This is a genomic window from Caulobacter sp. 602-2, assembly GCF_011043625.1.
Lineage (GTDB): Bacteria > Pseudomonadota > Alphaproteobacteria > Caulobacterales > Caulobacteraceae > Caulobacter.
In genome coordinates, this window is the sequence record NZ_JAAKGT010000022.1 from 1 (window position 1) to 12,268 (window position 12,268).

Sequence of the window (12,268 nt, forward strand, 5' to 3'; positions counted from 1 at the left end):
GCCCGAAGGGCCGGAGGGGGCTGCGCGGCGGCAAGACCCCCTCAGTCGCTCCGCGACAGCTCCCCCAGAGGGGGAGCATCTCGCATCACGAACCTCCCCCTGTGGGGGAGGCGGCCGAAGGCCGGTGGGGGGCCGTTTTCAGCTTTCGGGACGTCGGCGGGTTCGGCAACCACTCCCCCCACCGATCGCTTCGCGATCACCTCCCCCACAGGGGGAGGTTCCTCATGGAACGGAGGATCAATCCCCCCGGTCGCCCTTCATCAGGCGGGCCTTGTCGCGTTGCCAGTCGCGCTCGGCGGCGGCCTCGCGCTTGTCGTGGGCCTTCTTGCCCTTGGCCAGGCCGATCTCCAGCTTGGCCAGGCCCTTCTCGTTCCAATAGAGCTTCAGCGGCACCAGGGTGCGGCCGTCGCGCTGCACCGCGCCGATCAGCTTCTCGATCTGCTTGCGGTGCAGCAGCAGCTTCCGGTGCCGGCGCGGCTCGTGGTTGAAGCGGTTGGCGTGGCCGTAGGGCGGGATGTCGGCGTTGATCAGCTTGATCTCCCGCCCTTCGACCGACGCATAGGACTCGGCGATGTTGGCCCGGCCGACGCGCAGCGACTTCACCTCGGTGCCGGTCAGCATGATGCCGGCCTCGAAGGTCTCCTCGATGAAGTAGTCGTACCGGGCGCGCCGGTTTTCCGCGATCGGCTTGGTCATCAGACCAGACCCGCCTCGCGCATGGCCTCCAAGATCGCGGGACGCACGGCTTCGCTGCAGGTCGTGATCGGCAGGCGCACGTCTTCCGTCGACAGGCCCAGCTGGGCCAGGGCGAACTTGGTCGGGGCCGGCGACGAGTCGAGGAACAGCGCCTTGTGCAGCTTGATCAGGCGATCCTGCCAGTAGCGGGCCGTCTCCCAGTCGTTGCCGAAGCAGGCGTTCATGAAGGTGGCGCAGGCGTCCGGCGCGACGTTGGCGGTGACCGAGATCACGCCGTGACCGCCATGGGCCATGTAGCCCAGCGCGGTCGGATCATCGCCCGACAGCATGACCCAGTCCTCGCCGCAGGTGATGCGCTGCAGGCTGATGCGGGTCAGGTCGCCGGTGGCGTCCTTGATGCCGACGATGTTGGGCAGCTTCGAAAGGCGCACCAGGGTGTCGTTGGAGATGTCCACGCCCGTGCGGCCGGGCACGTTGTAGACGAACACCGGCAGCTCCACGGCGTCGTTGATCGCCTTGTAGTGCTGGTACATGCCCTCTTGGCTGGGGCGGTTGTAGTAGGGCGTGACCACCAGGGCCGCGTCGGCGCCGACGGTCTTGGCGTGGCGCACCAGGTCGATGGCCTCGTCGGTCGAGTTCGAACCCGCGCCGGCGATCACCGGCACTCGGCCGCGGGCGGTCTTCACGCACAGTTCGACCACGCGCTTGTGCTCGTCGTGCGACAGGGTCGAGGTCTCGCCCGTGGTGCCGACCGGCACCAGGCCGTGCACGCCGCCGGCGATCTGGCGCTCGACCAGGGCGACGAAGCCTTTCTCGTCGACCTCGCCGTTCAGGAACGGAGTGACCAGGGCCGGGATGACGCCCTTGAACGGGGAATGGACCATGACTTGCAATTTGCCGTGAGCAGACGCCGCGAGAGTTGCGGCTGAAACGTGGGGGCGGACAATATGTCCCCGCCCCCATCGACCGCAACTGGTCGTTCCGACCTTTTCGTCGCCGAAGGGCGTCGAAAGGCGGGTCGATCCGTCGGCGAACCGGGCTATAGACGCCTGACGGCCAAAAATCGGCCGCCGGACGCCGGCATTCAGGCGTCTCGACCACCGTTCGACGCTACTCGACAGGCAAGGAGACCGCGTTTTGGCTTTTGGGATTCGTCGGCTTCTTCTTGGTTGCGTCAGCCTGACCCTGGTCGCGAGCGTCGCCGACGCCCAGACCGAGCAGCTGGACGAGGAAGGCCTGCCGACCGCGCCCCAGCCCTACAGCGGTTCGGCCCGCCCCGGCCTCGTCAACACCCCGCCCACCGCCTACGCCGGCACGCTCAGCGACACCGACGCGGGCAACCTGCGCGCGGCCGTCATGGGCCAGCGCTCGGCCGCGACCGTGCGCGCGGCGATGATGGGCATCTCCGATCCCCTGGCCCGCAAGATCGCCCTGTGGGCCCTGGCCGACGTTGGCGCCGAGAGCATGAGCTTCTTCGAGCTCGACCAGGCCCGTCGCGACCTCAACGGCTGGCCGCGCAGCTCGCGGCGCGACCTTCCCGCCGAAAAGGCCCTCTCGACCTCCGGCCTGACCCCGGCCCAGACCATCGCCTGGTTCGGCGGCGCCGAGCCGCTGACCGCCGAAGGCGCCATGGCGCTGGCCAGCGCCTACCAGGCCAGCGGCCGCAATCAGGACGCTACGAACCTCATCCGCCGCTTCTGGCGCGGCAAGACCTTCGAGGCCGACGCCCAGCGCGCCATGCAGGCCCGCTTCGGCGCGCTGCTCACCGCCGACGACTACGCCCAGCGCGCCGACATGCTGCTGTACGGCCCGCAAGGCCCGGCCGCGCGCGACATGGTCGCCATGCTGCCCTACGACCAGCAGGCAACCGCCCAGGCCCGCATCGCCCTGCGCTCCAACGCCTCCAACGCCAACGACCTGGTGGCCGCCCTCACCCCGGCCCAGCAGGTCTCGCCAGGCGTGGCCTTCGAGCGCGCGTCTTACATGCGCCGCAAGGGCATGGACGTGATGGCGCTCGATCTGGTGCGCTACTTCCCCGCCGCTCCCCCGTCCGACGACACCGCCGGTCCGATCTGGCGCGAGCGCAAGCAGCTGGTCATGTCGGCCATCAAGAACGGCGACAGCCGCGGCGCCTATGCGGCCGCCAACGCCGGCCTGCCCGGCGGCGCCGACGCGGCCGAGGCCGAGTTCTTCGCCGGCTGGATCGCGCTGTCGCGCCTGAAGGACGCCAACGCCGCGGCCGCCCACTTCAGCCGCATCAACGAGATCGGCGCCTCGCCGATCACCCGCGGCCGCGCCCTCTACTGGCAGGGCCGCGCGGCCGAGGCGCAGGGCGACGTCATCGCCGCCCAGGCCTTCTACGCCGAGGGCGCGCGCCACATCACCACCTTCTACGGCCAGCTGGCCGCCGAGAAGGCCGGCATCAAGGAGATCCGCCTCGACAAGGATCCGGTGATCACGCAGGCCGACCGCGCCCGCTTCGAAAGCCGCGAACTGGTCCGCGCCGCCAAGCTGCTGCGCGACGTCGGCGCCAACGACGCCTTCCGCTCGCTGGTCCTTTATATCGACGACCAGCTGCCGACCGCCCAGGAGCAGGCCCTGCTGGTCGACTTCGCCCGCAACACCGGCGACCAGGACCTGGCCATGCGCGCGGTCCGCACCGCCGCCCAGCGCGGCTTCATCCTGCCCGAGCGCGGCTATCCCCTGCTCGACCACCACTTCACGCCGATCCCCGGCGCGGCCGAGACCGCCTTCGTCTATTCGATCTCGCGCCAGGAGAGCAATTTCGACCCCCGCGCCCGCTCGGGCGTCGGCGCGCGCGGCATGATGCAGCTGATGCCGCCCACCGCCGCCGGCGTCGCCCGCAAGCTGGGCGAGAGCCACAGCGTCGATCGCCTGTTCGAGCCCGACTACAACATGCGCCTGGGCTCGGTGTACCTGGGCGACATGATCAACCGCTTCAGCGGCTCCTACATCATGGCCGCCGCGGCCTACAACGCCGGCCCCGGCCGTCCGCCGCAATGGACGGCCCTGTGCGGCGACCCGCGCGGCGCGTCGACCGACCCGCTCGATTTCATCGAGTGCATCCCGTTCAGCGAGACCCGCAACTACGTGATGCGCACCCTTGAGACGACGATGGTCTACCGCGCCCGCCTCAACGGCGGCGTCGCCCCCCTGACCCTCTCGGCCGACCTCAAGCGCGGCGGTTACAGCTACGTCCCCGGCGCCGGAACGATGGCCCCGATCGGGGGGCGGTAGGAGGTAATCCCTCTCTCTTTGAGAGAGGGATTCAGGACCTCAGATCCCCTTCTTCTTCGCATAGGCCTCGAACAGCGTCGGCCAGGCCGCGACCGGCTTGCCGGCGATCGAGCGCAGGCCGAAACCGTGGCCGCCTTCCTCGAAGACGTGCAGCTCGGCCGGGATCGCCTTGGCCTTCAGGGCCGCGAACATCATCAGGCTGTTCTCGACCGGCACGGCCTTGTCGTCGGCGGCGTGGACCAGGAACACCGGCGGCGTGCGACCGCCCACCCCGGTCTCGGCCGAATAGGCCTGCACCGCCTCGAACGACGGAGACGCGCCCAGCAGCTGCTTGCGCGAGCCGGCGTGGGTGGTCCCGGCCACCATGGTGATCACCGGATAGATCAGCGCCGACAGGTCGGGGCGCGCGGAAAAATCATCGGCGGCGTCGACACGGTCATAGACCTGGGCCTCGAAGCGGGTGGTCAGGCTGGCGGCCAGGTGCCCGCCGGCCGAGAAGCCCATGACGGCGATGCGGCCGGCGTCGAACTTCATGCCCGGCGCCCACGAGCGCACCAGGCGCAGGGCCCGCTGAGCGTCCTGCAACGGCGCGTCCGGCCCTGCGCCCCAGCCGTCGCCCGGCAGGCGATAGAGCAGGACGAAGCAGGTGTAGCCCCGATCGGCCAGCCACTGGGCGGTCTCGAAGCCTTCCTTGTCCATGACGACGCGCTCGTAGCCGCCGCCGGGGATCAGGATCACCGCCGCGCCATTGGGCTTGCGCGGGCGAAACAGGCTGAGCGTCGGCTTGCGGGTGTGGGTCACGGCCCGGTCGCGCGGACCCTTGCCGTCGCTGCGCTCGGTCACCGTCTCCTGCGCCGTCACGCCGCTCGAGCCCGGCGGATCATTAGGCCACAGCGGCCGCACCTCGCTCGGCTCGGGCACGGCCGGCTTGCGCGCGGCGCTGGCCATGCTCGCGCTCGACAGGGCGGTGATCCCTGCCAGCAGGGCGAAGGCGCTCCGGCGGTTCAGTTGCGGCATGACGTTTCTCCCGAACTCTACTGCAAGCGTGATAGCCGAAAGTGTCAGCGGTTTCGGCGGCCATCACGCGCCAACTTAAGTTTGGCGCGGACCTTAAGGCCCTTGGTAACCGGTGGACAAGCTCAGCGACCGCCGAACTTCAGGTGATGCAGCACGATCCCGCTGGTGGTCGCCACGTTCAGCGAGTCGAAGCCATCGGAATGCCGATCCCCTCGGCCCTGGCGATGACCTGCGCCGACAGCCCCGGCCCCTCCGCGCCCAGCAGCGCCGCCGCCCGGGCCGGCGGCTCCAGCTCGGCGAGCGTGCGGTCCGCCGACGGCGTCAGGGCCAGCGGCGTAAAGCCCGCGTCGCGCAACAGGTCGACCACATCCTCGCCGCGGCCGATGTATCCGGTGGGCACGCTCAGCGTCGCGCCCACCGAGACGCGGATGGCCTTGCGATAGAACGGGTCGCAGCAATCGGCGTCCAGCAGGACCGCATCGGCCCCGAAGGCGGCGGCGTTGCGGAAGATGCCGCCGAGGTTGTCGTGATTGGCGATGCCCAGCAGCGCCACCACCACCGCCCGCTCGGGCAATCGCGCCAGCAGCTGCGCGGCCGGGGTCGCCTGCGGCTTTCGCCCCACGGCCAGCACCCCGCGATGCAGGTGGAAGCCCGCCACCGCGTCCAGCACCGCCTGCTCCACCAGATAGATCGGCGTCTCGTCCGCCAGCCCGGCGAACACCTCCGAAAGCTTGTCCCGCCGCTTGGGATCGATCAGCAGCGACTCCACCCGCTGGGGCGCGTCGCGCACGAAGGCCCGCAGCACCGTCTCGCCCTCGGCGATGAACCGCCCTTCCCGGCCCACCAGATCGCGCTCCTTGATGTCGCGATAGGCGGCCACGCGCGGGTCGGCGGGATCGGTGATGGCGATGAACTGCGGCACGGGGGCTCCGCTGGGGACTCTCTAGCGCACGCCCCGTATCGGAAGGATCGCCAGACCGCCAGCCATGGCCAGCCCGGCGGCCACCAGGAACAGCGAATGATAGTCCGTGCGGCTGGGTCCCAGGAACCACACCGCCAGCACCGGGGCCAGGGCCTGGGGCAGCGTGTTGGCCAGGTTGATGACCCCCAGGTCCTTGCCCGCGTCGTCCTGCGAGGGCAGCACCTGGCTGACCAGGGCGATGTCGACGGCGTAGTAGCAGCCCGCCCCGCAGCCGAAGACCACGAAGCCGACCAGCACCACCGCCCAGCCCGGCGTCAGCGAGAAGGTCACCATGGCCGCCGCCAGGATCATCGCCGCCCCGGCCGCGAACAGCTTTCGCCGTCCCAGCCGGTCGCTCAGCATGCCAAAGATCATCGCGCAGCCCACATTGGCGACGGTCGCCACGGTGGTCAGCAAGGCCAGTCCCTGCTCGGCCCGCTGGCCGGGGAACAGCGCCGGATAGTTCAGCGCGTCCTGCAGGTAGTAGAGCATGTAGCACTGGGTCAGGGTGATCGCGACCAGCACCATGAACCGGCTGACCCAGGCCAGGGCGAAGTCGGGATGCTTGCGCGGGTCGACCCACAGCCCCTTGAGGAACCCGATCAGGCTGAAGCGCTCGGTCGCGTCGGCGGTGATCGGCGGGTCCTTCAGGCGCAGGGCGAAGGGCGCGATGGCCAGCACCAGCACGACGCTGATCGCCGCATAACGTGAGGCCTCCGACGCCAGCAGGCCGCCGACCAGCACCGCCCCGGCCACCGCGCCGATGGGATGGCCAAGGCTGAGGAACGCCGCCACCCGGCCCTTCTGGGCGTCGGGCACGCGGTCGGGCAGCAGCGCCAGCAGCGCGGCGAACAGCATGTTGAAGGCCAGCTGGAAGCCGATGACGCCGAGGATCAGCTCCAGCCGGCTGTCGGCCAGCATGATCGCCACGTACGAGGCCAGCGTGCCGACCAGGCCGATCAGCAGCCAGGGCCGTCGCCGTCCGAAGCGCGAGGTCGTCCGGTCGCTGATCGCGCCGGCCAGCAGGTTGGCGATGCTGGCCGTCAGCGCGCCCCAGAACGCCGTCTGGCTGAGCACCAGCGCCTTCTGGGCCGGGTCGAGGGCGGCCGCCTTCAGCGGCAGCAGCACCTGGATCAGCGGCATGAAACTGATGAACGCGCCGATCTGGGCGAAGGTGAAGGCGGCGATGAAACTGGGCCGAACCGGTTCGACCGGCCGGCTGGCGCCGCTCCGCGACATGGCTGCTCCCTGTAACCGACGCGGTCATTTGAAGCCGCCGCGTTCGCCTGCCCGGCGACCTTCGCCGCGCCGCCAGCGCCCGACAAGGGGCGTTCGAGCCTGTCCCCGAGTTTTTTCGTCGCCGGCGGGGTCGCGCTGCGCACGACAAATGCTCTAGGCTCGGACAAAGGGTTGAGTCCGCTAGCGGGGGAAACGGCAGACCGATGGCCTCGGTGACCATCTACGACGTGGCGGCGCGCGCCGAGGTTTCGATCAAGACCGTCTCGCGGGTCATGAACAACGAGCCGAACGTGCGGCCGGTGATGCGCGAGCGTGTGCTCGAGGCCGCCCAGGCGCTCGGCTACAGCCCCAACCTGTCGGCCCGCAGCCTGGCCGGCTCCAAGAGCTTCGTCATCGCCGTCTTCGTCGACGCCGCGCTGACCATCGACCATTGGCGCAGCGAGCGCGGCGCCGACTACCTGTCGCGCATCCAGCTGGGCGCCACGCTGCAGTGCCGCGACGCCGGCTATCACCTGCTGGTCGAGCTGATCGACCACGAGGCCCCGCAGATCCGCCAGGAGGTCGGCTCCCTGCTCGCCGCGCTCAAGCCTGACGGCGTGATCCTGACCCCGCCCAGCTCCGACAACGAGATCGTGCTGGAGCTGCTGAACAAGGCCGGCACGCCTTACGTCCGCCTCGGCCCGGAAGAGGCCGAGCGGCCCGGCCCGCGCGTCCACATGGACAACTTCGCCGCCGCCCGCGACGTCACCGAGCACCTGGCCGGCCTTGGCCACAAGCGCATCGGCTTCGTGGTCGGCGAGCCGCGCCACGGCGCCAGCCAGGCCCGTCGCGCCGGCTATGTCGCCGCGATGGAGGCCCGAGGGCTGCCCGTCGACGAGGCCTGGATCCGCCAGGGCGACTTCACCTTCCAGTCCGGCCACGACGCGGCCAAGGCCCTGTTGGCCCTGCCCGACCGCCCCACGGCGATCTTCGCCTCCAACGACGACATGGCGCTGGGCGTGCTGGCCGCCGCCGCCGAGGCCGGCGTGCTGGTGCCCGGCGAGGTCTCGGTCGCCGGCTTCGACGACAGCCCCAGCGCCCGCTTCTCGCGCCCGCAGCTGACCACCGTGCGCCAGCCGGTGGTCGAGATGGCCGAGCTGGCCACGCGCCTGCTGATCAAGGGCCAGGTCAAGGGCGGCGCGGCCGGGGCCATGGCCGCCCCGATCGACGAGCTACTGCCGTTCGAGCTGATCCACCGCGCCTCGACGGCCCCGCCGCCGGCGCCCTAGAGCGCGATATAGCCCCGGCGCACGGCGGCGACGACGGCCTGGGTGCGGTCGCCGACGTCGAGCTTGAGATAGATCGTCTTCAGGCAGGCCTTGATCGTGTCGGGCGACACCGACATGCGCCGGGCGATCTCCTTGTTGGCCCGCCCTTCGGCCACCTGCAGCAGGATCGCGCGCTCGCGCTCGGTCAGCGGCTCCTCAAGCGCGTGCAGGGCGATCTCCTGGGCGATCTCCGGCGCCAGCACCCGCCGGCCGGCGTGCACGTTGCGGATGGTCTCCAGCAGCTCCTTGCGGATGCAGTTCTTCAGCAGATAGCCGCTGGCCCCCGCCTTCAGGGCGCGCAGGGCCAGGGTGTCGCCAGGATAGGTGGTCAGGACGATCACCGCCGCCCGGGGATCCAGGCCCCGGATGCGCTCGATCGCCGCCACCCCGTCCAGCCCCGGCATCTGGATGTCCATCAGGGTCAGGTCCGGGCGCAGCGCGGCGAACGCCTCCAGCGCCTGCACGCCGTCGGCCGCCTCGCCCACCACCCGCATGTCGGCCTGCCGGTCCACCAGCCCCACGATGCCGTCACGCAGCATCGGATGGTCGTCGACCACCAGGATCCGGATGAGATCGGCGGCGCGGACGCTCGGATCATCCATGCCAGGGCCTCCCATGCCAGGGTCTCCAGGACAGCAGTTCGCGCCACGACGGCGCCGGGCGCGGACTATAGGCCGTTCGCGCCGGGATGGTGACGACTATGCGCGTGCCCGCGCCCGGTCGGCTGTCGATGGCCAGCCGGCCGCTGAGGGTGCGCGCCCGCTCGCGCATGCCCGCCAGCCCGAAGTGGCGGTGACGGCCGCCGTCGCGCAAGATCTCCGGCGCCATGCCCCGGCCGTCGTCGACGACCAGGACGGCCAGCCGGCGCGGGCCGAACGCCACGCGCACCTCGATGCAGCCGGCGCCGGCGTGGGCCCGCGCATTGGCCACCGCCTCGCCGACGATCGCCAGAACCTCGTCGGCGGCGATCTCGTCCAGCGCCCGGGGCGCGCCCTCGACGAAGACGCCCACCGGCGGCCCGCCCTCGCCTCCCTGCGCCTGGATCAGCTTGGACAGCGCCGCCTCCAGATCCTCGGCGCGATCGGCCGCGCGCAGGTCCAGCACCCGGTCGCGGGCCTGGCCCAGCACCTCGTCGGCGGCGTCGAGCGCCTGCTCCAGCGGCGCCCGCTGCGGCTGGCCCCGCGGCAGGTCCTCGACGATCAGCTGGAAGCGCAGGATCAGCCCCTGCACGCCCTGCAGCAGCGTGTCGTGCAGCTCGCGGGCGATCCGCTCGCGCTCGGCGATCCGCTCGTTCATCCGCGTCCGCATCCGCGCCGTCACCGCACGCAGCCGCACCCGGTACAGCACCCAGACCATGGCCGCGAAGGCCAGCAGGCACAGAACCAGGAACAGCCGCGACTGCCAGAAGGTCGGCGGCACGACCACGTCCAGCGAGGCGCCCGTCGTGTTCCAGACCCCGTCGTCGTTGGCGGCCGTGACCGTGAATCGGTACTGGCCCGGCGGCAGGTTGTTGTAGAAGGCCGTGCGGCGCGATCCGGCCTCGACCCACGCCTCGTCGATCCCCGCCAGCCGATAGCGGAAGCGCACCCGGCCGGGCGTGCGCAGGCTCAGCCCCGCATAGTCGATCTGCAGCCTCGAGGTCCCGACCGGCAGCGCCACCGTCCCCGTCGGCGAAAACGGCCGCCCGCCAGCCGTCACCGTCCTGATCAGCACCGGCGGCGGCGCATCGTTGCGCACCAGGCCGCCGGGGGTGATGCGCATGACGCCGGCCGTGCCCAGGAACCACAGGCGCCCATCTCCGCCCCGCGCGGCGCGCACCCCGTCATAGCGCGCCGAGCCGCTGGTCAGGCCGTCCAGCTCGTCGAACACCCGGTGCGGGATCGGCGCGTCGGGATTGGCGAAGGCCCGGGCCAAGTCGGCGGCCGACAGCCGCACGATGCTCGAGAAGGTGAACAGCCAGACCTCGCCGTCCGGCGTCTCCAGCATGTAGCGCACGTTGCGCAGCCAGGGATGGCGGCGCAGGTCGATGTGGTCGATCCGGCCGGCGCTCAGCCGCGCCAGCCCGGCCGCCCCGCCCACGACGAGACCCGCCGAGCCGTCGTGGACAAAGGTCAGGCGCCCCAGCCGCAACTGCGCCGCGCTCCAGGTCGTCGTCTTGTCGCCGTCGATGCGGATCAGGCTTGAAAAGCCGTTGATGACGATCGGTCGTCCCTGACGATCGATGGCGAACTGCGCGTCGCGCAGATCGGCCCGGGCCCGAAGATCATGCCAGCCGTCCTGGTCGCGCATCGCCAGGCCACGGTCGCTGGAATAGAGCCAGAGCTTGCCGCTGGCGCTGACCGCGCACTGGAACATCACGCGCGGGGCGTCCATGGGAAACGACCGCGCCGTACGGCCGTCCCGGATCTCGTCCACGACGCCGTCATGCACCAGGAAGACCGCGCCGTACCCTCCACAGACATGCATGTCCCGCATCCCTCCCTGGCGAATGCGCCGGGGCGGCTGATAGGGGCGGATCACGAACAGGCCGCTGGTGTCTCCCACATAGACGAGGCCGGCCCCGTCCTCGGCGATGTAGTACTCGTCCGCGCCGGAGGGGATGATCGTCTCGTCGACGATGCTGGGGGCCACGAAGGCGTTCAGGCCGCGCTCGCCCCCGGCCCAGACCGTGCCCTCGCGATCGATGAAGATCGACGCTGTCTGGTCGTCGGTCAGGCCGTCCTTGACGCCGTAGGTCGTCATCACGCCCGCCCCATCGGGATGGGTGATGCGGAACAGCCCCGCCGAGCCGGTCGAGCCCCACAGGCTGCCGTCGGGCGCGAAGACGATCTTGGTCCGCAGGCGCCGCCCCGGCGCGGGATAGTTGGGCAGTCCCCGGGTGCTGGTCTGGCCGGCGGCGTAGTCAGGCAGCCGGCGCGTGCCCGCCTGGTCGGAGATCCAGATATGGCCGGCGCCGTCCTCGGCCAGGCCCGGCCCCAGGGCGACCTTGGCGTCCGTCGTCTCGAACCGGCGCGCCCCCCGCCGCAGGAAGAACAGCTTGTCCTGCGTGGCCACCCACAGCACCCCGTCGCGCGCGGCCGCCATCGACATGATCCAGCCTTCGGGCGCGTCCCAGCCCGGCCCCAGGGTCTCCCAGCGCCCGCCGACGAAGCGCGACAGCGAGTTCGTCCCCCTCGCATTGACCGCCCAGATGACGCCGTCCTGGTCCTGCAGCAGTTCGGTGATCTGGCGCGAGGGATCGGGCATGCCGGTCGAGACGAAGCGGCCGCCCCGGAAGTTCGACACGCCCTCGCCCTGGAAGCGGCCGACCCAAAGCTCGCCCGCCCGGGTCTCCAGCAGCTGGGCGACGCCGTAGAAGACCGTGGGATCGTCGCTGGCCGGCGAAAAGGTGTCGAAGGTCACGCCGTCGAACCGCGCCAGGCCGTCCGAGCCCGAGATCCACAGATAGCCGTCCCGCGTCTGGACGATGTCGTTGATCCGGCCCGGCGCCGAGGCCGCGCCCCGCCAGGCGGTGTGGCGAAACTGCGCGATCGACAGGGCGTCGGACTGCGCCCGCGCCGACGGCGAGGCCAGCAGGAACACGGCCAGCAGGGCCAGCACGAGGACGCCGCGCGAACCTCGACAGTCGATCATCGCGTCCCCCTGAAGCCGAACTGAAGCCAGGCCCCACACTGCGCCGAACCTCGCCGCGCCCTCATACCCGTTCGGGTAAACGCTCGCTCCCCGGTTGGCCTTGAGGCTCAAGCACAGCCGGAGAACAGTGTCATTGGAAATCGCGGAGGCGTCGACG

Annotated in this window: 8 protein-coding genes and 1 pseudogene; 2 read left to right on the plus strand and 7 right to left on the minus strand. The window is 70.9% G+C overall.

The genetic code is table 11. The features are described 5' to 3' along the window. Positions 1–237: 237 nt before the first annotated feature. Both smpB and dapA read right to left on the minus strand, forming a co-directional pair. A complete protein-coding gene (smpB, locus tag G5B46_RS23865; protein WP_165263146.1) occupies positions 238–696 on the minus strand; it encodes an SsrA-binding protein SmpB in 459 nt (152 codons plus the stop codon). After that, on the minus strand, positions 696–1,580 hold the full coding sequence (gene dapA / locus G5B46_RS23870; protein ID WP_165263148.1) for a 4-hydroxy-tetrahydrodipicolinate synthase: 885 nt from the start codon (positions 1,578–1,580) through the stop codon (positions 696–698). Before dapA ends, smpB begins: the two co-directional genes overlap by 1 nt. Positions 1,581–1,833: 253 nt before the next feature. On the opposite strand from dapA, the gene G5B46_RS23875 reads away from it, so the two are divergent. Beyond that, positions 1,834–3,954, plus strand: a complete 2,121-nt coding sequence (locus tag G5B46_RS23875; protein WP_165263150.1) for a lytic transglycosylase domain-containing protein — start codon at positions 1,834–1,836, stop codon at positions 3,952–3,954. 39 nt (positions 3,955–3,993) lie between these two features. Here G5B46_RS23875 and G5B46_RS23880 read toward each other — a convergent pair whose 3' ends face one another. From G5B46_RS23880 to G5B46_RS23890, 3 genes and pseudogenes are all read right to left on the minus strand, one after another. After that, positions 3,994–4,971, minus strand: coding sequence for an alpha/beta hydrolase (locus G5B46_RS23880; protein WP_165263152.1), 978 nt, complete (start codon positions 4,969–4,971; stop codon positions 3,994–3,996). A gap of 122 nt (positions 4,972–5,093) precedes the next feature. Next, positions 5,094–5,893, minus strand: a pseudogene (locus tag G5B46_RS23885) (RNA methyltransferase). Between the two features lie 21 nt (positions 5,894–5,914). Beyond that, positions 5,915–7,171, minus strand: a complete 1,257-nt coding sequence (locus G5B46_RS23890; protein ID WP_165263154.1) for an MFS transporter — start codon at positions 7,169–7,171, stop codon at positions 5,915–5,917. Between the two features lie 203 nt (positions 7,172–7,374). Here G5B46_RS23890 and G5B46_RS23895 point away from each other — a divergent pair, with 203 nt between their 5' ends. Next, entirely contained in the window at positions 7,375–8,439 is a 1,065-nt protein-coding gene (locus G5B46_RS23895) for a LacI family DNA-binding transcriptional regulator (protein ID WP_165263155.1), read from the plus strand. On the opposite strand, the gene G5B46_RS23900 is transcribed toward G5B46_RS23895, so the two are convergent. Both G5B46_RS23900 and G5B46_RS23905 read right to left on the minus strand, forming a co-directional pair. Further along, positions 8,436–9,080, minus strand: a complete 645-nt coding sequence (locus G5B46_RS23900; protein ID WP_165263157.1) for a response regulator transcription factor — start codon at positions 9,078–9,080, stop codon at positions 8,436–8,438. The two genes, G5B46_RS23895 and G5B46_RS23900, sit on opposite strands and share 4 nt — an antisense overlap. Further along, on the minus strand, positions 9,073–12,111 hold the full coding sequence (locus tag G5B46_RS23905) for a sensor histidine kinase (protein ID WP_165263159.1): 3,039 nt from the start codon (positions 12,109–12,111) through the stop codon (positions 9,073–9,075). The genes G5B46_RS23900 and G5B46_RS23905 overlap by 8 nt, the downstream gene beginning before the upstream one ends. Positions 12,112–12,268: the final 157 nt, after the last annotated feature.

Bases quoted from the DNA above. Each gene is read 5' to 3' on its own strand.
- smpB (WP_165263146.1), bottom strand. From the start codon at position 696: ATGACCAAGCCGATCGCGGAAAACCGGCGCGCCCGGTACGACTACTTC.
- dapA (WP_165263148.1), bottom strand. From the start codon at position 1,580: ATGGTCCATTCCCCGTTCAAGGGCGTCATCCCGGCCCTGGTCACTCCG.
- G5B46_RS23880 (WP_165263152.1), bottom strand. From the start codon at position 4,971: ATGCCGCAACTGAACCGCCGGAGCGCCTTCGCCCTGCTGGCAGGGATC.
- G5B46_RS23890 (WP_165263154.1), bottom strand. From the start codon at position 7,171: ATGTCGCGGAGCGGCGCCAGCCGGCCGGTCGAACCGGTTCGGCCCAGT.
- G5B46_RS23895 (WP_165263155.1), top strand. From the start codon at position 7,375: ATGGCCTCGGTGACCATCTACGACGTGGCGGCGCGCGCCGAGGTTTCG.
- G5B46_RS23900 (WP_165263157.1), bottom strand. From the start codon at position 9,080: ATGGATGATCCGAGCGTCCGCGCCGCCGATCTCATCCGGATCCTGGTG.
- G5B46_RS23905 (WP_165263159.1), bottom strand. From the start codon at position 12,111: ATGATCGACTGTCGAGGTTCGCGCGGCGTCCTCGTGCTGGCCCTGCTG.